This is a genomic window from Aeromicrobium piscarium, assembly GCF_007421815.1.
GTDB lineage: Bacteria > Actinomycetota > Actinomycetes > Propionibacteriales > Nocardioidaceae > Aeromicrobium > Aeromicrobium piscarium.
Map to the genome: position 1 here is coordinate 24683 of NZ_VLNT01000003.1, position 19341 is coordinate 44023.

The following is a 19341-nucleotide window of genomic DNA, read 5'->3' on the forward strand; positions in this document are numbered from 1 at the left end:
CTTCACTTTCCGGTGGTCGAGTAGCGCCCGAGGGACGAGGGCGCGTATCGAGACCACGCTCCGGGGTGATTTCGCTACGCCGCTCGTTCCTCCCCCGCAAGCGGGAGGTGCCCCCAGCGGCTACTCGATCACCGAGTTTCGGCCTAGTGTGCTTCTTCTCGAGGCGGTGGCGGCATGAGCGAGCGCAGCGAGCGAACGACGGCGGTCTTCTCATGCCGCCATCGGCCTAGTGTGTTTCTTCTCGAGGCGGTGGCGGCATGAGCGAGCGCAGCGAGAGCCAGCTCGTCCGACGCGTCGCGCAGATGGTGACGTACTCGATCGTGCCGACCCTGGTGGCGATCGCCGCGGCGCTGCTGGCCACAGCCGCGATCGTGTGGATCTCGGGAGCGCCCGTCGGCGGCTTCCTCGACGCCATGCTCTCCGTGCCCGGGGAGCGGGATCTGGTGATCATCATCAACCAGGCGTCGATGATCGCCCTCTCGGCCTTCGCCGCCGCGATCTGCTTCCGGATGAACATCTTCAATATCGGTGTCGAGGGGCAGTACATCATCGGCGCCTGTGCCGGTGCCTTCTTCGCCGGGGCGGGGATCGTGCCGGGCCCCCTGAACATCCTGGCCACGCTCGTCGTGGCGATGCTCGCCGGCATGGCCTGGGCGATGATCGCCGCCGTCCTGAACGTCACACGCGGCGTCAGCGAGGTCATCTCGGCGATCATGCTCAACTATGTGGCCCTCACCCTGGCCGGATATCTGGTCAAGACCTACGGCGCCAAGGCCGGATACACGTACACGACCGGCACCATCCCGCCGTCCAGCCAGCCTCTGGGATTCGGGATCATCTCCGGAGCCCCCGATGTCTGGGCACTCGCGATCCTCGCGGTGATCGTCGCCGTGAGCTACTCCTTCCTGCTTGGATGGACCCGCTTCGGCTTCGACCTGCGGACCGCCGGAGAGTCGCGGACCGCGGCCCTGGCGAACGGCATCAATCCCAAGAAGATGGTGCTCATCACGATGGCGATCTCCGGCGCGATCGCCGGGTTGGTGTGGATGCCGAGCTTCTTCGGCAGCACGCACACCTTCGGCATCCCCGAGTACTTCCAACGCGGCCTCGGCTTCACGGGTCTCGCCGTCGCACTGCTCGGCCGCAACACCTCCCTGGGCATCTTCTTCGGCGCGACCTTGTTCGCCTTCCTCTCGACGCAGTCCAACCGCCTGCAGAGCGTGGGAGTCGGACGCGATGTCGTCGAGATCACCCAGGGCGTGGTGGTGCTCATGGTCGTCATCGCCTTCGAGATCTCGCGGCGGATCAAGGCCCGGCGCGAACAGGAGAGCGTCGCGCGAGAACTGGGCACGACGAGTGAGGGGGTGCGGGCATGACGCGCACGATCGCCTCCCCGGCGGCGGTCCGGCAGGTGCGGTACCTGACCTGGATCGTCGTCCTGGCCGTCCTCATCACGGTGTCGCTCGTGCGGGTGCTGACCGATCAGAACCGGATGACCACCCCGGGCACCCTGCGACTGGCGCTCATCGCCGCCTGCCCGATTCTGCTCGCCGGTCTCGGCGGTCTGTGGGCCGAACGGGCCGGCATCGTGAACATCGGCCTCGAAGGCCAGATGCTGCTGGGCACCTGGGGTGCCGCCTTCTTCGCCTATCATTTCGGCGCCTGGGGCGGGGTCCTCGGTGCCATCGCGATGGGTGCCCTGGGCGGGCTCCTGCACGGCCTGGCCACCGTCACCTTCGGCGTGGACCACATCATCTCCGGCGTCGCGATCAATATCGTCGGTCTCGGTGCCGTGGGATATCTGGCGCAGACCTTCTTCATCGGCTACGAGGGAGGCGGTCCGCGCAACCTGTCGGGCTACGCGGTACCTCGGGAGATCACCATCCCCGGCATCTCCTCGGCGGCTCGCTGGGTGTCCGAACAACGATGGTTCCTGGTCTCGGACGTCGCAGGGGCCATCGCCGGGGTCACTACGCGTCTGTCCCTGCTCACGATCCTCGCCCTGCTGCTCGTGGCCTTCACCGCCTGGGTGCTGTGGCGCACGCCCTTCGGCCTGAGGCTGCGGTCCTGCGGGGAGAGCCCGCAGGCGGCCGAGACGCTGGGCGTCAATGTTTATCTGTACAAGTACATCGCGGTCATCATCTCGGGTGGGTTCGCCGGACTGGGCGGCGCCTACCTCGCGATGGTGGCGTCGTCGTCGTTCACGACCGGGCAGACCAACGGCCGCGGCTACATCGGCCTGGCCTCGATGATCTTCGGCAACTGGAACCCCACCGGGGTGCTCGCGAGCTCGTTGATGTTCGGGTACGCCGACGGCATCAGCCTGTTGTCCAATAACGGACCCCTCGTGCACGCCATCCTGCTGCTGCTCGCGGTGCTGCTGCTCGGCTACGCGGCGTTGAAGCTCCGGCGCGGCGAGCGGGTCACGGCCATCGTGATCGCGGGCATCGCGGTCGTGCTCTTCGCCTGGTATCTGGCGGTCGACTCGGTGCCCTCGGACTTCACTGGCATGACGCCGTACATCCTCACGCTGTTCGTGCTGGCGGTGGCCGCGCAACGGCTACGGATGCCGGCAGCGGACGGAAAACCCTACCGGAAAGGACAGGCCGGATGAGCGCGGGATTCGGATTCACGTCGGCGGCGGCCCCGGTCGACTGGGACGCACTCACCCGCTACGCCACCGAGGTCATGGGGCGGGCCTATGCGCCGTACTCGTCCTATCGCGTCGGGGCGGCGGGACTGGTCGATGACGGACGCGTGGTGCTCGGCTGCAATGTCGAGAATGCCGCCTACGGCGTGGCACTGTGTGCGGAATGCGGCATGATCTCGGCCTTGCACTCGACCGGCGGGGGACGCCTGCGCGCGGTGGTCTGCGTGGACGGCCAGGGGCAGTCGATCATGCCCTGCGGTCGCTGCCGTCAGCTGATCTGGGAGCACGGGGGAGCAGAATGCCAGGTGCTGACCCCGCGAGGTCCGGTGGCGATGTCCGAGGTGCTCCCCGATGCCTTCGACGAGACGGACCTGCAGCAGTGACGAGGAGACCCGCTATGCGCCCAGTATCGTGTGCTCGACCGTCCACGGCGGTGACGGCATGACGGCCGACCTGCTGGACACCGCGGACCCCGGCTTCCTCGACGATCCCTATCCGGTGCTCGCGGAGCTGCGCGCCGAGGCGCCGCTCGTGTGGCACGAGACGTGGGGTGTCTGGCTCGCCACCACCCACGGCGCCGTGAGCGCCGTGCTGCGCGACCGACGCTTCGGGCGGATCTGGACCGACCAGACGCCGCTCGACGAGATGGAGCCGTTCAACGCGCTGCATCGCAACCAGATGATGGAGAACGAGCCGCCCGCACATACGCGTCTGCGACGTCTCGTCGCGGGGGCCTTCGGCCGGGGACATGTCGAGCGGATGCGTCCGCGCATCGCCGAGCTCGCTGCCTCGATGCTCGATGCCCCCGGCGGGGTGGTCGAGCGGTTGAACGACGGTGACCACGTGGACATCCTCGCGACCTACGCCGAGCCGATGCCGGTCTTCGTCATCGCCGATCTCCTCGGCGTGCCGCGGGCGGACCACCAGGACCTGCGGCGGTGGTCGCAGGCGATCGTCCATATGTACGAGCCCGATGTCGACCTCGACACGAAGAACGCGGCGATCGAGGCGAGCGAGGCGTTCTCGGCCTATGTGCGTGGCGTGGTGGCCCATCGCCGGGATCATCCCGGCGAGGACCTCATCACCGATCTGATCGCCGAACGCGATGGCGGCACGCGGCTGAGCGAGGACGAGCTCGTCGCCTCGGTCGTCCTGCTGCTGAACGCCGGACACGAGGCCTCGGTGAACGTCTTCGGCAACGGCATGCACGCCCTCCTGGCCGATCGCATGCAGCTCGCACGCGTCAGCGGCGGCGAGGTGTCAGTCGAGACGGCACTCGAGGAGCTGATCCGCTACGACGCGCCGCTGCAGCTGTTCGAGCGCACGGCGACCGACGACATCGAGGTCGAGGACGTCACGATCCATCAGGGTCAGAAGGTGGCCTGTCTGATGGGCTCGGCCAACCGGGACGCCGCGGTCTTCGAACGCGCCGATGAGTTCGATGTCGCGCGCGACCCCAACCCCCACGTGGGATTCGGCATGGGACTGCACTTCTGTCTCGGAGCCCCGTTGGCGCGCCTCGAGCTGCAGCTGACGATCGGTGCGCTGCTCGACCGGCTGCCCGGGCTGGCCCTCGCCGAACCAGCGCCACGTCGTCCCACCTGGGTGCTGCGCGGCTACGAGAGCATCCCCGTACGAGCGAAGGAGTGAACGCCGTGGCCAAGGAGCCGTTCGACGCGACCGAGGTGATCGCCGTCAAGCGCGACGGTCACGTGCTCGGGGAACACCAGATCGACTGGGTGATCGATGCCTATACGCGCGGCGTCGTCGCTGAGGAGCAGATGGCGGCACTCGCGATGGCGATCTACCTCAACGGCATGGATCGTGGTGAGATCGCCCGCTGGACCGGCGCGATGATCGCGTCCGGTGAGCGGATGGATTTCAGCGGACTGTCGCGGCCCACCGCAGACAAGCACTCCACAGGCGGCGTCGGCGACAAGATCACGCTCCCGCTGGCACCCCTCGTGGCCGCCTGCGGCGTGGCCGTCCCACAGCTCTCCGGACGCGGACTGGGACACACCGGCGGGACGCTCGACAAGCTCGAGGCCATCCCCGGCTGGCGAGCTCATCTCACCAACGAGGAGATGCTCGCGCAGCTCGAGGGCATCGGAGCCGTCGTGTGCGCCGCGGGATCCGGGCTGGCCCCCGCGGACAAGAAGCTCTACGCGCTGCGTGATGTCACGGGAACCGTCGAGTCGTTGCCGCTCATCGCGAGCTCCATCATGAGCAAGAAGATCGCCGAGGGGACCGGCTCCCTCGTGCTCGACGTCAAGACCGGGTCGGGTGCGTTCATGAAACGCGAGGCCGATGCTCGCGAGCTCGCGGCCACGATGGTCGCGCTCGGCGACGATGCGGGCGTGCGCACGGTCGCCTTGCTGACGGACATGGACACGCCGCTCGGCCTGACCGCAGGCAACGCCTTGGAGGTCCGCGAGTCGGTCGAGGTGCTCGCCGGCGGCGGACCGGCGGATGTGGTGGAGCTGACCCTCGCGCTGGCCCGCGAGATGCTCGCCGGCGCGGGACGCGATGATGCCGACCCGGCCGATGCGCTGGCCTCGGGTCGGGCCATGGACGTCTGGCGGCGCATGATCGCGGCACAGGGCGGCGACCCGGACGCGGCGCTCCCGAAGGCCGCGGAGACCCAGGTGATCCTCGCCGAGACCGATGGCGTGCTCGCACGACTCGACGCGATGGCCGTGGGAGTCGCCGCGTGGCGGCTCGGAGCCGGGCGCAGTCGTCCGGGGGAGGAGGTCCAGGCCGCCGCGGGTGTCGAGCTGCACGCCAAACCGGGCGACCGGATCCGCCTCGGACAACCGCTCGTGACCCTCCACACCGACACCCCTGAGCGCTTCGAGCGCGCGGCGGCGGCACTCGCCGACGCCTGGACGATCGACGACACCGGATGTGACCTGCGTCCCGTCGTGATCGACCGTATTGGTTAGGGTCGGGCCATGCGTGTGCTGAACAATCGTCAGGAGATCGCCGAATCCGCGGGCACCGAACTCGGGGTCAGCGCGTGGATGCCGATCGAGCAGGATCGTATCGACATGTTCGCCGACGCATCCGGTGATCGCCAGTGGATCCACGTCGATCCCGAGCGCGCGGCCGAGGGTCCGTTCGGCGCGACGGTGGCCCACGGATACTTGACGTTGTCGATGCTGCCCTTCCTCGGTGCTCAGGTCTACGCGGTGGCCGGCGACGTGGCCCGGGTCAACTACGGTCTCAACAAAGTGCGTTTCGTGACGCCGGTGCGCGTGGGGTCGCGGATCCGTGATCGTGTCCTGGTGCTGGAGGTGCGCGATATCGCCAAGGGCCAGCAGGTGACCTTCCAGCACACCGTCGAGATCGAGGGCGAGGACACGCCCGCCTGTGTGGCTGAGGCGGTCGTGCTGCTCATGGATAACGGGGGGACGGCCGGATGACCCGGGCCACCGCGGAGCAGATCGCCGGCCTGCCGAAGGTCGCCCTGCACGAGCATCTCGACGGCGGGGTCCGGCCCGACACGGTCGCGCAGATCGCCGCCGAGATCGGTCATGAACTCCCGGCACCGGCCGAGACCCTCGGCGCCTGGTTCGCCGAGGCGTCGAGTTCCGGATCCCTCGAACGCTATCTGGAGACCTTCGAGCACACGGTGGCGGTGATGCAACGGCCGCAGGACCTGCGACGGGTGGCCCGGGAGGCCGTGGAGGACCTCTCGGCCGACGGCGTCGTGTACGCCGAGCTTCGCTGGGCTCCCGAGCAGCATCAGCAGGCTGGGCTGAGCCTCACCGAGGCGGTGGAGGCCGTCCAGGAGGGCATCGACGAAGGTGTCGCCGCTGTCCGTGCGGCCGGGGGGACGATGGTCGTCGGGCAGCTGCTGACGGCTATGCGGCACGCCTCGCGCGGGCTGGAGATCGCCGAGATCGTCGTCGCCTATCGCGATCGGGGGGTCTTCGGCTTCGACATCGCCGGCGCCGAGGACGGCTTCCCGCCGATCCTGCATCTGGAGGCCTTCGAGTATCTGCGCCGCGAGAACGCGCATTTCACGATCCACGCGGGCGAGGCCTTCGGCCTCCCCTCGATCTGGCAGGCCGTCCAGCGGTGCGGTGCCGATCGCCTCGGCCACGGTGTGCGCATCGTCGACGATATCGACGTGTCGGGCTACCGTCCTCGCCTCGGGCGGCTGGCGGCCTATATCCGCGACCGTCGGATCCCCCTGGAGCTGTGCCCCTCGTCCAATGTCCAGACCGGGGCCGCCGCCTCGATCGCGGATCATCCGATCGCCCTGCTCGCCGAGCTCGGCTTCCGGGTGACGGTCAACTCGGACAATCGCCTGATGAGCCAGACGTCGATCGGTCGTGAGCTGACCTTGCTCAGCGACGCCTTCGGCTACTCGGTGGGCGATCTTCGCTGGTTCACGGTGAACGCCATGAAGAGTGCCTTCCTGCCCTTCGATGAGCGCCTTCAACTCATCGATGAGGTCATCAAGCCCGGCTACGGTGCCTGACCCCCACCGGGGCAGCGGTAAGTCGTCAACCCTTCGGTCGCGCTAGCGGTAGACCGTCGACCCTTCCGTCCCGCGGGCGGTACGCCGTCAACGTCATCCGATTGCGATGAGGTTGATGACCTACCGCCACCGCCGGGCCCCGTGGTCAGCGCGATGCCGCGAGCTCACGCCGGGCCTGGGCCGGTGTGAGGGGGCGACATCCGGCCGCGACCGCGCGGGCGATGACCGCCCGCTCCGTCCGGAGCAGTGCCCACCCCCGTCGAACCAGCACCTGAGGCGGCTTGCGCGACTCGCGCAGATCGCGGGCCAGTCGGAGCGCGAAGGTGAGCAATCGCGGACGGACCAGGCAGATGGCATCGGCGAGCAGTCCGGAATCCCGGCAGTCGGCGACGACATCGGCTGCGAACAGACCCTCGGCGATGAACCGGTCGCCGGCGACGTCGATCCGGTGGCTACCGGCTCGCGCGCTGCGGGCGAGATCGTAGACCGGCACGCTGGCGGTACGGGTCCTACACAGGTCCTCCATGGCGCGGAGGGCCCCGTCCCGATCCCAGCTCCGGACGTCGTCCCAGTCGGGAAGTCCCAGCGGGCTCATCGGGAGCGAGGGGTGATCGCCCTCGTGGTAGAAGTCGTCGAGCCGCAGCACCGGCCAGCCCAGGCGGGCGGCGAGGTGCGACTTGCCGGAGCCGGAGGGACCCGCGAGGATCACAGCGCGCGCCTCCATCAGCAGATGGCGAGGGCTTGGCCGACCTGGTCGACGAACACGCCCTGTCCGTGCCCGGTCGGATGCACCTGGTCGGTCCCGGTGATCTCCGGATGCTGCGAGGCCAAGGCGTTCCAGTCGATCAGATGGACATTGGCGTGCGCCTCGGCCACGGCACGCGCCGCGGCCAGGGACTGGTCGCTCCATGAGCGCCCCGGTACATAGGGGGCGACGAGCCCGACCTGCCGGTCGGCGAGCTCGTTCGCGACGAGGGCGTCCAGGTCGGCCTGGTCGATCTCGCCGTTGGTGCCGGTCGCGATGAGCACCGTGGGCCGGAGCTGGTCCTGCGCGGCGGCCTCCCGGACGGCAGCGGCGACGTCCCCGTACTGCCAGCCGACCACGGCCACGGCCGAGGAGCCGGGGCGGCGTTCCAGGAGCGCCGGAGCCACGGCGACGGTCACGGAGTCACCGAAGGCGCTGACGGCCTCGTGTGCGTCCACGGCGCGACAGGCGTCGGGAGCCGGTGGCGGCGCCTCCGTCGGCGCCGACGCCTCCGGGGTCTCATCCGATGCCTCGATCGAGGCCGAGACGGCGCGCTGGCCCTCGCGGAGGGCCGCCTCGACATCGGACTCGCTGGGCGCCTTCCAGAGCGCTGTGGAGGCTGTCAAGAGCACGGCGAGGCCGGCGATCGCCAGCGGACGCGCGCGACGAGCGCGGTAGACCCTGTCGTCCCCGCGGACCTGTGCCGCCCAGCGGGTGAGCGTCGCGCGGGCACCGTCACGACGCAGCGGGAGCTCGACGAAACGATAGGAGAGCGCCGCCACGGGCACGGCGATGAGGACGGCTGCCCAGCCCGCGACGACGCGATGCTCGGCGGGCATGAGTCGGGTGGCGAAGACGATCAGGGGCCAGTGCCACAGGTAGATGCCGTAGGACCGTTCACCGACCCAGCGCAATGGCGACCAGCCGAGGAAGCGGGCGATCGGCGTAGGGTTGGCCGCTGCCAGTACCAGTCCGACGGTGGCCAGGTTGACGAGGGCGAGACCACCGAGGAAGGTCACCTGGCTGTCCCACTCGACAACGAGTGCGTAGACGACGATGGCGACGAGACCGACGGCACCGAGCGCGGTGTAGCGCACCTTCTCGGCGGCGGCCGCGAAACCGTCGCGCAAGAGATGCGGTGCCGTGCCGAGGGCCACGGTGGCGCCGAGCAGCAGTCCGAACGCATGGGAGTCCAGGCCCATATAGGCCCGCGTGGGGTCGGCGGTGAGATACCAGAACGCCATGAGTCCCACCGAGACCAGCGCCAGGACTGCCACGACTCGTTGGGCGACGGCACGACGGGCGACGGTGAGCAGTCCGAGGATCAGGACCGGCCAGAGCAGGTAGAACTGCTCCTCGATGCCCAGCGACCAGAGGTGGTTGAGCAACGGCGGAACGCTGGCATCCGCATACGACCATCCCTCGTGGATCTGGATCCAGTTGCTCGTCCAGGTGAGAGCTCCGATGACCTGGCTCCGCAGCCCGGCGCCGGTGTCATTGCCGACCGCCAGGGTGATCGAGCTGGTGACGGCCACCATGACGAGCAGCGCCGGTGCGAGGCGGCGGATCCGGCGAGCCCAGAAGCGGCGCAGGGCGACGCGCCCGTGCTCGTTCATCTCGCGCAGGATGAGCGCGGTGATGAGGAATCCGCTGAGGACGAAGAAGACGTCGACTCCGACGAAACCGCCGGGGAAGCGATCCGGGTCGGCGTGATAGCCCAGGACGAGCAGGACGGCGACCGCGCGCAGTCCATCGAGTGCCGCCAGATGGCGGGCGGGTCGCGCAGCCCGTTCCGCGGTGTCCTCCGGATGCGCGGAACGGGTGGGGAGCGTCGCGCTCACACCGACGACCTCGACGGCCGTACGGCGCGTCCGGGATCGGCCGATACGTGCGCGGGCATGGGTACATGGAAACACGGTCGGTCAACCGGACGGAGTCCACCCACGGGTGTGTCGAGGGACCTGGGACACCTGTCCCGGACTGCTGACGGGTCACCGGCCGCCACGAGCCCTGGCTAGGCTGGGCATATGACCACCGTGCCCTCTGTCGCCGAGATCGCCGCCCAGATCGATCACGCGATCCTCAAGCCGGAACTCACGCGGGACGATGTCGATGCCGACCTGGACCTGGCTCGCGAGTACGGCATCTTCAGCGTCTGCGTGCGCCCGAGCGATGTCGCTCACGCGGTGGCGCGCCTCGCCGGATCGACGGTCGCCGTCGGGACCGTGATCGGCTTCCCGCACGGGACCACCACCACCCAGACGAAGGTCGCCGAGGCCCGCCAGGCGCTCGAGGACGGCGCTCTGGAGCTGGACATGGTGCTGAACATCGGCCGGCTGCGCAGCGGCCTCGTCGAGGACGTCGAGGCGGACATCCGAGCCGTCAAGCGGGCCGCCGGCGATCACGTCGTGAAGGTCATCCTGGAGACCGCCCTGCTCGATGACGGGCAGAAGGTGGCCGCGTGCGAGGCCGCCGAGCGGGCCGGTGCCGACTTCGTCAAGACCTCCACCGGTTTCGCCGGCGGGGGAGCGACCCTCGAGGACGTGCGGCTGATGCGCGCCGCCGTCGGTCCCGGTGTACAGGTGAAGGCCTCCGGAGGTGTCCGCGGCCTCGACACGCTGCTGGAGATGCGTGACGCGGGCGTCACCCGCTTCGGCACGAGCGCCACCCGAGTCATCCTCGACGATCTCGCGGCGCGTGTCGCCGGCGGACAGGCCACAGGCGCGGAGGACTCCACCTCCTACTGACGAGCGTGCGCCTGTTCGTCACCGATCGTTGACAGCACGTTCACGTTCGGGTGATGGTGTCGGGACCTGGAGTATCCAGACACCATATCGGGGGAATATCGATGACACGCGCATCGCGCCGTCTCACAGGAGCGGCGCTCGGATCACTGCTGGTCACGGGGACGTTGACCACACTCGCGGCGGCACCAGCTCAGGCCGACGAGGTCGCACTCAATCTACTCAGCTTCAACGACTTCCACGGTCGTATCGACGAGAACACCGTGAAGTTCGCGGGCACCGTCGAGCAGTTGCGGGCCGAGGGCGGCGAGGACAACACCCTCGCCCTGTCCAATGGGGACAATATCGGCGCCTCACTGTTCGCCTCGGCGGTCTCCGAGGACATCCCCACGATCGATGTGCTGAACGCGCTGGGCGTCGCCGCGAGCTCGGTGGGCAATCACGAGTTCGACAAAGGGGTCGACGACCTCACCGGCCGCGTCGGCGACGCGGCCGACTTCCCGTACCTGGCGGCCAATGTGCTCGGCCCGGACGGCGAGCCGGTCCTCCCGGCCTACGAGACCTTCGAGGTGGCCGGTCTGGAGGTCGCCGTGGTCGGCGCGGTGAGCGAGGAGACGCCCGCCCTGGTCAGCCCCGGTGGCGTCGAGGGACTGGAGTTCGCGGACGTGACGGACTCCGTCAACGAGACGGTCGAGGAGCTCGAGGCGGGCGAGACGCCGCCGGACGTGATCGTGGCACAGATCCACGAAGGAGCTCCGGACGGAAGCGTCAGCTACGAGGAGGTGGCCTCGAGTCCAACCTTCCGCGACATCGCCGAGGGCGTGTCGGGTTCGGTCGACGCGATCTTCATGGGTCATACGCACCAGGAGTACGCCTGGGACGCTCCCGTGCCCGGCGAGCCCGATCGCACGCGTCCGATCCTGCAGACCGGCAGCTATGGCGAGAACATCGGTCAGGTCGGCCTGACCGTCGACACCGATACGGGTGAGGTCGTATCGCATACGTCCCGCAACGTGCCCCGCACCGAGACCGAGGACGCTGATCTCGTCGAACAGTTCCCGCGTGTCGGGGAGGTGCAGTCGATCGTCGCCGCGGCCCTGGAGGTCGCCGATGAGATCGGCCGGGAGGTCAAGGGATCGCAGACCGCCGACATCACGCGAGCCTTCAGCGGCACGAGCGAGGATCGTGGTGCGGAGTCCACGCTCGGCGGACTCGTGGCCGATTCACTGCTTGCCAAGGTCTCGGAGACGCAGGCCGGGGCCGATCTCGGGATCGTGAACCCGGGCGGGTTGCGTGCGGATCTGCTGTACGCGCCCTCAGGCGCCGAACAGCCCGGTGAGATCACCTATGCCGAGGCCAATGCGGTCCTGCCCTTCGTCAACAACGTCAGTTCCGTCGAGGTGACCGGCGAGACCTTGAAGACGATCTTCGAACAGCAGTGGCAGCGGGACGCCGACGGCGAGGTGCCGAGCCGCGCCTACCTGCAGCTCGGGGTGTCCGAGAATGTCGCCTACACCTTCGATTCCACGCGCGCCGAAGGCGATCGGATCACCGGCATCACCATCGATGGAGAGCCGGTCGACCCCGCGGCCAGCTACCGGATCGCCACGTTCTCCTTCCTGGCGCAGGGCGGCGACAACTTCCGCGCCTTCGCCGACGGCACCAACACCGACACCGGTTTGGTCGACTACGAAGCCTGGATCGAGTATCTGGAGTCCAACTCGCCGGTCGCACCGGACTTCGCCCGGCGTTCGGTCGAGGTCCAGGGACTCGACGACGCTTACACCGCCGGGGACAGCGTGACCTTCACGCTTCCCGAGCTGGATCTCACGTCCCGTGGAGCACCCGCCAATACGGATCTGACGATCGAGGCCGTCACCGAGGACGGTGGGACCGTCGACCTCGGTGACGCCGAGGTGAGCGAAGGAGCCGCCGAGGCCACGGTCGCCCTGCCGGACGATCTCTCCGGTCAGGTGCGCTTACGTCTCACGGTCGCTCCCTCGGACACCGTGGTGACGACCGCGCCGTTCACGGTGGACGCCGCGGAGGAGCCGGGCGCGGAGCTCGGCGCGACGGCCGGCTCGGTGCGGTATCCGCTTCCCGCGCGCATCGACGTCACGGCACGCCCGGACGCGAAGGGCCTGGTGACGGTCACCTCAGGTGGTTTCCCGGTCGGAGTGGGCCTCTTGCACCGAGGCTCGGCCACCGTCCACACCCTGCCCTTCGTACTGGGACCCGGTGCGCACGAGCTGACGGTCACCCACTGGGGCGATGGTCGATACGAGAAGAGCTCGGTGCCGGTGACGGTCGAGGTCACGCGGTGACGGCCGCGATCGCCCGGGCGGCGATCGGCCTCGTCGGCACGGCCGCGCTCGCCGCCGGTCTCCTCGCGGCACCCGCGGCGAGCGACGCGGCCCCGGCCGGAGACGGGCTCGTCATCTCCGAGGTGTACCTGAACGGAGGCAGCTCGGGCGCCGTCTATCGGAACAAGTACGTGCAGATCGCCAACCCGACCGATACGGCGGTCAGCGTCCGCGGATGGTCGGTGCAGTACCGCTCGGCCACCAGCACCGGGAGGTTCAGCGGCGTCATCGACCTCGGCGACCACACGATCCCCGCGGGCGGGCAGCTCCTCGTCGGCGGCAACAGCAACGGCGTCGCAGGTGCGGAGAACCCGGAGCCCGATGTCACGAGCGGGATCGCCTTCTCCGGCAGCGCCGGAGGCACCCTGGCGCTGGTGCGCTCGGGTGGCGCACTGAGCGGCGAGCGTGAGGCGGTGCTGGACGATCCGGCCCTCGTCGACCTCGTGGGATACGGCACATCGACGACGTACGAGGGAAGCGGTCAGGCACAGGGGTACTCGGTTCGATCCGCGCTCGCGCGAGACGACGACCGTACCGACACCGATGACAATGCCGGGGACTTCTCGGCTCACGATCCGTTGCCCGAGGCCTGCGGTGAGGCGTGCGATGGCGACACGAGTGAGCCGGGGGAGCCGCAGGACGCGACGATCGCGCAGATCCAGGGCGAGGGGGCGGAGAGCCCGCTGCTCGGGCAGCCGGTGCGCACCCGGGGTGTGGTGACGGCCGTCTATCCCGAGGGCGGCTTCGACGGCCTGTACCTCCAGACCGAGGGGACGGGAGGCGAGGTCGACCTGGGGGAGCACCTCGCCTCGGATGGCGTCTTCGTGTATTCGTCGTCCCTGGCCGCGCAGGCGGAGGTCGGCGATCATCTCGAGATCACCGGCACGGTCGGGGAGTACTACGGGCTCACACAGCTGGTCCCCAGGGCGGGCGGATGGCAGGTGCTGGACGATCCGGCGCAGGCCGTGAAACCCGCGGAGGTGGAGTTCCCGCTCTCGGAGGCTGAGCGCGAGTCCCTCGAGAGCATGATCGTCGCGCCAGCCAATGGCTTCACGGTCACGGACAACTATCAGACGCATCAGTACGGTCAGATCGGCCTCGCCGCCGGTGACACACCGCTCGCGCAACCGACGGATGTGGCCCGGCCCGGTTCACCGGAATACGAGGCGCTGGTGCTCGAGAACGCGGAGCGTGCCGTGAGCGTGGACGACGGTGCGACCGTCAACTTCCTGACTGGTGTGAACCGCGAGGCCCCCATCCCCTGGCTGACGCCGGACAACGAGATTCGGGTCGGTGCACGCGCGACGGTGACCGAGCCGATGATCCTGGACTACCGGAACGACGCATGGAAGCTCCAGCCCACCACGCGGCTGGCCGCCGGAGACGAGGAGCCGCTCCTCGTCGAGGATTCGACTCGCCCGGGGGAGCCCGCCGACGTAGGAGGCGACGTGCGGATCGCGACCTTCAACGTGCTCAACTACTTCACGATGCTGGGCGAGGAGTATGCGGCTGCCGGTAAGGGTGACTGCACCTACTACGCCGACCGCGAGGGCGCCAATCTCACGGTCGATTCATGCGCCAACAACGGTCCCCGAGGAGCGGCGAACCGGGCCAGCTTCGAACGCCAGGAGGCCAAGATCGTCGCGGCGATCGACCGTCTCGATGCCGCGGTGGTGTCGCTGGAGGAGATCGAGAACTCGGCTGCCTTCGGCGAGGACCGCGACACCGCGCTGCGGACCCTCGTCGAGGCGCTCAACGAGCATGCCGGTGAGCAGCTGTGGGACTTCGTGCCGTCTCCGGAGGAGGTGCCCGAGGACGAGGACGTCATCCGCACCGCCTTCATCTACCAGCCCGACGAGGTCGAGCTCGTGGGTGAGTCGGTGATTCTCGAGGATGCTGCGTTCGGAAATGCCCGTGAGCCGTTGTCGCAGGAGTTCCGGCCTGTCGGTGCAGGGGAGGACGACGATTTCCTGATCATCGTCAATCACTTCAAGTCCAAGGGCTCGGGGACGGGCGAGGACGCGGATCAGGGAGACGGCCAGGGTAGCTCGAACGCGTCCCGGGTGCGTCAAGCCGCGTCTCTCGTGGCCTTCGCGGAGTCCGAGCAGCAGCGAGCGGACACCGAGCTGGTCTTCCTCACAGGCGACTTCAATGCCTACAGCAAGGAGGACCCCGTTCGCGTGATCGAGGACGCCGGATACGTCAACGTGCCGGCCGAGCACGGTGCCGATCCGACGTATCAGTTCGGCGGTCAGATGGGATCCCTCGATCATGTGTTCGCCTCCTCGGCCGCCACCGAGCGCGTCACGGGCGCCGATGTCTGGACGATCAACGCGGAAGAGTCGATCGCCCGCGAGTACAGCCGCTTCAACCAGAACGTCACGCAGTTGTACGACACGAGCCCGTATCGCGCCAGTGATCACAATCCCGCGTTGATCGGTATGTCGACCTCGGGGGAGTCGGCACTCGGGCTGAGCGCGAGTGCCGAGCCCGTCCGCTGGCCGAAGGGCCCCGTGGTGGAGGTCTCGGCGAACGGCGATGCCCGTGGGGCCGTGGTGGTCAAGGCGGGTTGGCTGCCGGTCGGTATCGGCTATCTGAGCGGTGGCTCGGCGCGCGTCTCGGTGCTCCCGGTCGTCCTGGGGCCCGGCCGTCACACGCTCGAGGTCCACTATCTCGGCGGTGGCGGGTTCGACGCCGAACACGTCGCGGTGGACGCGGAGGTCCGGGCCCGCTGAGCGTGGGAGGGGTGCTCTGACGACACCCCCTCCCTGTTCGTCTCGCTGGACCTGTTTGGTAGTGTTCTCGACGCACCACGGTTCCGGTTCGGGACCATGTCCGGGTGGCGGAATAGGTAGACGCGCTAGCTTGAGGTGCTAGTGCCCGGTTACGGGCATGGGGGTTCAAGTCCCCCCTCGGACACAGCAGGTCCATGCTGGAATCCCAGCGCGGGACACGCAGAGGGCCCCTCCTGACGATGATCGGGAGGGGCCTTTCTGCGGACCGGTGATGATGCATCAGGGTTGCTATGGCGACGTGGACGCATCGAGTTCCGAGCAGGTCCGCACCGATGACGATGCGTTGTGGTTGCGATGGCAGCCGTAAGGCATCATCACTCCTCCGTCACGTCGTGGGCGTGTTTCGCGAGGTGCAACAAGGACGCGACGGCGCCGGCTCCCGCGAGAGCGAGGCCGATGTAGGCCCACGGGACGGCATCGAGCGGCCCGAAGCGTACGACGAGCAGACAGACGATCCCCAGCACCGCGACGCTCAGCGTCACTCCGAAGCTCACGGTCCATCCCGGATGGCGGATACGCATCGCGCTCAGCCCTCATCCTCATCGGAGTCCATGATGTCGCTGCCCGCCTGCGGAGCGAGCCGGCCTTCGCCGGTATCGGGAGTCTCCTCCGGTGCGGGAGGCGGCGGACCCTGGTTCGCGACCTCGCCCTCGTCCTCGGTGTTCTTCTCACGTGACGTCATACCCGGTACCTACCCCGTGGCGGGCCCCGTCAAACACCGCGTCGGTCTCGGCGGTCAGCGAGCGAGGCGCGCGGCTTCCCCCGCCAACCGGTCGGCCTCCTCGTTGAGAGCGTGCTGATTGTGCCCTCGCACCCACTCCCACGTGGTCGGGATGCCGGCCTCCTCTCGCGCGCGCAGCAGTTCATCGAGGCGCCGCATGAGGTCGACATTGGCCACGGGCTTACCGGAGGCGGTCTTCCAGCCCTTGCGCTTCCAGCCCGGAATCCACTTAGTGGCCGAGTTGAGCACGTACTGCGAGTCGAGCTGGAGGTGCAACGCCGTGTCCGGGTGCGCCTCGAGGGCATTGATCAGTGCGAGCAGCTCGCCGATGTTGTTGGTCCCGTTGGCCAGGCCACCGGAGTCGCTGCGACCGTCGGTGGCCACCCACGCCCAGCCGGTCGGGCCGTCCGGATTGGCCAGGCACGAGCCATCACAGGCGATCGTGACGACACCGTCGGGGACTACCGGCTCCGCACGTGGCTCGGGCTCGACGACTCCGCCCAGGACCGCGTCGACTTCGGCCACCAGCATGCGGGCGTGGGCTGCCGACAGGTGGGCCGAGCCGAGACTCAGGGAGCGGAAACGCTCCAGCAGCCGGGACTTCTGGTCTTCGGTGAGTCCGCTCATGATCCTTCTCGCGATGTCGACGGTGCGGGACGAGCCTACGGCCTGCAACCGCGGTTTGCGGCAGGTGGTTCACTGTCGGAGGGGGGCAGTCGACATTGCCGATGTCGTATGAGATCGTGGCCGCTCGGGCACCCCATGTGGGCCCGCCTTCCCTGCGATCAAGGAGCGAACGGGTTGCGAGACAGCGAGCACGAGCGACTCGCCTTCGAGATGAGCCTCATTTTGATGAAGAAGCTCGGCTGTGAGATGTATCTGACAGCCGGGGTCGGACTCATGGTGTGCCTCGAGCATCCCGACGCGCCCGAGCACGAACTACAGGCCGAAGGCATCTGTCCCTTCACCCGCCATCAGGTGGATGCCGTGCTGAAGATCCACGAGGACGGCCGTCTGCCCGCGTATATCGAGGCACTCGACGAGTACACCGGCCTGCTCAAGGACATCGCCCCCGAGGGTCTCTGAGGCTCTCGCCCGGCGCACCCCGTCCACCGGGCGGACCATGGTGACATGATCAGTTGCGACATCGTCATCATCGGTACCGGACCCGGCGGCGAGTCTCTCGCCACACGCCTCGCCGGCGAAGGCCTCGACGTGGTGGCCGTCGAGGCCGAGCTCGTCGGCGGAGAGTGTCCTTACTGGGGGTGCATCCCCTCGAAGATGATGATCCGCGCGGCAGATGCCGTCGCCGAGGGCCAGCGAGTACGGCGGCTCGGTGGAAGCGCCGAGATCCATCCCGATTTCTCGATGGTGGCCGAGCGGATCCGTCGCGAGGCCACCTCGGGCTGGGACGACTCCGCCGCGGCGGACCGGCTCACCCAGGCGGGTGTCCGGCTCGTGCGAGGACGCGGCGTGGTGGTGGGGGAGCGCACCGTCGAGGCCGGTGGCGAACGCTTCAGCGCGCGCCGCGGAGTCGTGCTCAACACTGGTACGGCGCCGGCGGTGCCGCCGATCGACGGTCTCGACTCCACCCCGTACTGGACGAACCGCGAGGCCGTCTCCGCCATGCAGGCCCCCGCGAGCCTCGTCGTCATCGGCGGCGGCGCCATCGGCCTCGAACTGGCCCAGGCGTACGCGCGCTTCGGCACAGCGGTGACCATCCTCGAGGTCGCAGGCCGCATCCTGGCGGTCGAGGAGCCGGAGTCCAGCGATGCTCTACGCGATGTGTTGCAGAGCGAGGGGATCACGGTCCGAGAGTCGGTGTCCATCGACCGGGTCGACCACGGGGACGACGGCTTCACCGTGTCCCTCTCCAACGACGAGGTGCGCGCGGAGCGCCTGCTCGTCGCCACCGGTCGTCGCGCGCGTATCCACGACCTCGGACTGGAGGAGTTCGGCGTCGACACGTCCGCCAAGAACCTCACTGTCGACGACGACATGTCCCTCGTGCCGGGGCTGTGGGCGATCGGCGACATCGCCGGACGCGGCCAGTTCACCCACGTGTCCATGTATCAGGCGGGTCGTGTCGGCGATGTGCTGTTAGGCCGCGATCCGGGACCGTACGACACCAGCTTCCCGCGCGTGACCTTCACCGACCCCGAGATCGGAGCGGTGGGGCTCACCGAGAGCCAGGCGAGGGAGCGAGGCATCGACGCTCGCACCTCCGTCAGCCAGATCCCGGCGAGCAGCCGCGGTTTCATCCACGGCCCGGGCAACGACGGATTCATCAAGCTCGTCGTGGACGCCGAGCGCGATGTGATCGTCGGTGCGACCTCCGCCGGGCCTACGGGCGGTGAGACCCTGTCGTTGCTCGCGCTCGCGGTCCGCGCGGAGGTTCCCCTGGGCACGCTGCGGAACATGATCTACCCGTATCCCACGTTCTATCGGGCGATCGAGAGCGCATGGTGAGCGCTCAGCGCGGGGGAGGGGCGTCGCGGCCGGCGCGTCCGGCCAGGATCAGTGAGAGGACCAGGCCGAGTACCCCGACGCCCATCAGGATGTAGCCGGTGGTGACGAGGTCGATGCCGTTGACCGCGTCTTGGACAGCGAAGGCCAGGATCGCGCCGATGGCCAGCAGGAAGAGTGAACCGCCAATGTACATACTGCGACGATGACAGCGGATCGGCGATCGCGCATCCGCAACACCGTGGAGCAGATCGGCGGCGCTCTGTCAACCTCGACGCGTGAGATCAGACGATCATCCGAATCTGTGGAGAGTCGCCGCACGGATCGAGAGTTATCGGTAGAGTAGGCCGCGGCTGAATCCCCACCGACAT

The 19341-nt window shown here is 68.6% G+C and carries 18 protein-coding genes and 1 tRNA gene; 13 read left to right on the forward strand and 6 right to left on the reverse strand.

What is annotated here, in order from left to right; genetic code table 11:
* Positions 1–257 precede the first annotated feature (257 nt).
* Genes FNM00_RS05175 through FNM00_RS05205 form a run of 7 tightly spaced genes read left to right on the forward strand, consistent with a single transcriptional unit; the run spans position 258 to position 7136 of the window.
* Positions 258–1376, forward strand: a complete 1119-nt coding sequence (locus tag FNM00_RS05175) for an ABC transporter permease (protein WP_246065071.1) — start codon at positions 258–260, stop codon at positions 1374–1376.
* Positions 1373–2614 carry an ABC transporter permease gene (locus FNM00_RS05180; RefSeq protein WP_143912146.1) on the forward strand — a complete coding sequence of 414 codons (1242 nt, stop codon included), beginning with the start codon at positions 1373–1375 and terminating at the stop codon, positions 2612–2614. The genes FNM00_RS05175 and FNM00_RS05180 overlap by 4 nt, the downstream gene beginning before the upstream one ends.
* Positions 2611–3033 carry a cytidine deaminase gene (locus tag FNM00_RS05185; protein WP_143912148.1) on the forward strand — a complete coding sequence of 141 codons (423 nt, stop codon included), beginning with the start codon at positions 2611–2613 and terminating at the stop codon, positions 3031–3033. The genes FNM00_RS05180 and FNM00_RS05185 overlap by 4 nt, the downstream gene beginning before the upstream one ends.
* Positions 3002–4300: a cytochrome P450 gene (locus tag FNM00_RS05190; protein ID WP_246065072.1), complete on the forward strand. Its 1299-nt coding sequence runs from the start codon at positions 3002–3004 to the stop codon at positions 4298–4300. Before FNM00_RS05185 ends, FNM00_RS05190 begins: the two co-directional genes overlap by 32 nt.
* Positions 4301–4305: 5 nt before the next feature.
* A complete protein-coding gene (locus FNM00_RS05195; protein WP_185972983.1) occupies positions 4306–5592 on the forward strand; it encodes a thymidine phosphorylase in 1287 nt (428 codons plus the stop codon).
* Positions 5593–5601: 9 nt separating this feature from the next.
* Complete coding sequence (locus FNM00_RS05200; RefSeq protein WP_143912150.1) at positions 5602–6072, forward strand: MaoC family dehydratase; 471 nt, start codon at positions 5602–5604, stop codon at positions 6070–6072.
* Positions 6069–7136, forward strand: a complete 1068-nt coding sequence (locus FNM00_RS05205; protein WP_143912151.1) for an adenosine deaminase — start codon at positions 6069–6071, stop codon at positions 7134–7136. The genes FNM00_RS05200 and FNM00_RS05205 overlap by 4 nt, the downstream gene beginning before the upstream one ends.
* Positions 7137–7281: 145 nt before the next feature.
* Here the strand turns inward: FNM00_RS05205 and FNM00_RS05210 are convergent, their stop codons facing one another.
* The gene (locus FNM00_RS05210; RefSeq protein WP_143912153.1) at positions 7282–7860 is read right to left on the reverse strand and encodes an ATP-binding protein; all 579 of its coding nucleotides are present in this window, start codon (positions 7858–7860) and stop codon (positions 7282–7284) included.
* The gene (locus FNM00_RS05215; protein WP_185972984.1) at positions 7860–9722 is read right to left on the reverse strand and encodes an acyltransferase family protein; all 1863 of its coding nucleotides are present in this window, start codon (positions 9720–9722) and stop codon (positions 7860–7862) included. The genes FNM00_RS05210 and FNM00_RS05215 overlap by 1 nt, the downstream gene beginning before the upstream one ends.
* 186 nt (positions 9723–9908) lie before the next feature.
* Here FNM00_RS05215 and deoC point away from each other — a divergent pair, with 186 nt between their 5' ends.
* From deoC to FNM00_RS05235, 4 genes are all read left to right on the forward strand, one after another.
* Complete coding sequence (gene deoC, locus FNM00_RS05220; RefSeq protein WP_185972985.1) at positions 9909–10628, forward strand: deoxyribose-phosphate aldolase; 720 nt, start codon at positions 9909–9911, stop codon at positions 10626–10628.
* A 101-nt stretch (positions 10629–10729) separates the two neighbouring features.
* Positions 10730–12949 carry a bifunctional metallophosphatase/5'-nucleotidase gene (locus FNM00_RS05225; protein WP_185972986.1) on the forward strand — a complete coding sequence of 740 codons (2220 nt, stop codon included), beginning with the start codon at positions 10730–10732 and terminating at the stop codon, positions 12947–12949.
* Complete coding sequence (locus FNM00_RS05230; RefSeq protein ID WP_143912158.1) at positions 12946–15723, forward strand: ExeM/NucH family extracellular endonuclease; 2778 nt, start codon at positions 12946–12948, stop codon at positions 15721–15723. Before FNM00_RS05225 ends, FNM00_RS05230 begins: the two co-directional genes overlap by 4 nt.
* Before the next feature lie 98 nt (positions 15724–15821).
* Positions 15822–15907: transfer RNA gene (locus tag FNM00_RS05235), tRNA-Leu, on the forward strand.
* 190 nt (positions 15908–16097) lie between these two features.
* Here FNM00_RS05235 and FNM00_RS05240 read toward each other — a convergent pair.
* Genes FNM00_RS05240 through FNM00_RS05245 form a run of 3 tightly spaced genes read right to left on the reverse strand, consistent with a single transcriptional unit; the run spans position 16098 to position 17131 of the window.
* Positions 16098–16304 (reverse strand): hypothetical protein, encoded by a 207-nt coding sequence (locus FNM00_RS05240; RefSeq protein WP_143912160.1) that lies wholly within the window; start codon positions 16302–16304, stop codon positions 16098–16100.
* 5 nt (positions 16305–16309) lie between these two features.
* Positions 16310–16465, reverse strand: a complete 156-nt coding sequence (locus FNM00_RS18790; RefSeq protein WP_185972987.1) for a hypothetical protein — start codon at positions 16463–16465, stop codon at positions 16310–16312.
* 54 nt (positions 16466–16519) lie between these two features.
* On the reverse strand, positions 16520–17131 hold the full coding sequence (locus tag FNM00_RS05245; RefSeq protein WP_143912162.1) for a ribonuclease H family protein: 612 nt from the start codon (positions 17129–17131) through the stop codon (positions 16520–16522).
* A gap of 174 nt (positions 17132–17305) precedes the next feature.
* On the opposite strand from FNM00_RS05245, the gene FNM00_RS05250 reads away from it, so the two are divergent.
* Complete coding sequence (locus FNM00_RS05250) at positions 17306–17590, forward strand: hypothetical protein (RefSeq protein WP_143912163.1); 285 nt, start codon at positions 17306–17308, stop codon at positions 17588–17590.
* Between the two features lie 45 nt (positions 17591–17635).
* Complete coding sequence (locus tag FNM00_RS05255) at positions 17636–18973, forward strand: dihydrolipoyl dehydrogenase family protein (protein ID WP_143912165.1); 1338 nt, start codon at positions 17636–17638, stop codon at positions 18971–18973.
* A gap of 4 nt (positions 18974–18977) precedes the next feature.
* Here the strand turns inward: FNM00_RS05255 and FNM00_RS05260 are convergent, their stop codons facing one another.
* Positions 18978–19166 (reverse strand): DUF6458 family protein, encoded by a 189-nt coding sequence (locus FNM00_RS05260; RefSeq protein WP_143912167.1) that lies wholly within the window; start codon positions 19164–19166, stop codon positions 18978–18980.
* Positions 19167–19341: the final 175 nt, after the last annotated feature.

Excerpts from the sequence above, each read along its gene's own strand:
- FNM00_RS05175 (WP_246065071.1), top strand. The coding sequence starts at position 258 with ATGAGCGAGCGCAGCGAGAGCCAGCTCGTCCGACGCGTCGCGCAGATG.
- FNM00_RS05180 (WP_143912146.1), top strand. The coding sequence starts at position 1,373 with ATGACGCGCACGATCGCCTCCCCGGCGGCGGTCCGGCAGGTGCGGTAC.
- FNM00_RS05185 (WP_143912148.1), top strand. The coding sequence starts at position 2,611 with ATGAGCGCGGGATTCGGATTCACGTCGGCGGCGGCCCCGGTCGACTGG.
- FNM00_RS05190 (WP_246065072.1), top strand. The coding sequence starts at position 3,002 with ATGCCTTCGACGAGACGGACCTGCAGCAGTGACGAGGAGACCCGCTAT.
- FNM00_RS05200 (WP_143912150.1), top strand. The coding sequence starts at position 5,602 with ATGCGTGTGCTGAACAATCGTCAGGAGATCGCCGAATCCGCGGGCACC.
- FNM00_RS05205 (WP_143912151.1), top strand. The coding sequence starts at position 6,069 with ATGACCCGGGCCACCGCGGAGCAGATCGCCGGCCTGCCGAAGGTCGCC.
- FNM00_RS05210 (WP_143912153.1), bottom strand. The coding sequence starts at position 7,860 with ATGGAGGCGCGCGCTGTGATCCTCGCGGGTCCCTCCGGCTCCGGCAAG.
- deoC (WP_185972985.1), top strand. The coding sequence starts at position 9,909 with ATGACCACCGTGCCCTCTGTCGCCGAGATCGCCGCCCAGATCGATCAC.
- FNM00_RS05225 (WP_185972986.1), top strand. The coding sequence starts at position 10,730 with ATGACACGCGCATCGCGCCGTCTCACAGGAGCGGCGCTCGGATCACTG.
- FNM00_RS05240 (WP_143912160.1), bottom strand. The coding sequence starts at position 16,304 with ATGCGTATCCGCCATCCGGGATGGACCGTGAGCTTCGGAGTGACGCTG.
- FNM00_RS18790 (WP_185972987.1), bottom strand. The coding sequence starts at position 16,465 with ATGACGTCACGTGAGAAGAACACCGAGGACGAGGGCGAGGTCGCGAAC.
- FNM00_RS05245 (WP_143912162.1), bottom strand. The coding sequence starts at position 17,131 with ATGAGCGGACTCACCGAAGACCAGAAGTCCCGGCTGCTGGAGCGTTTC.
- FNM00_RS05255 (WP_143912165.1), top strand. The coding sequence starts at position 17,636 with ATGATCAGTTGCGACATCGTCATCATCGGTACCGGACCCGGCGGCGAG.
- FNM00_RS05260 (WP_143912167.1), bottom strand. The coding sequence starts at position 19,166 with ATGTACATTGGCGGTTCACTCTTCCTGCTGGCCATCGGCGCGATCCTG.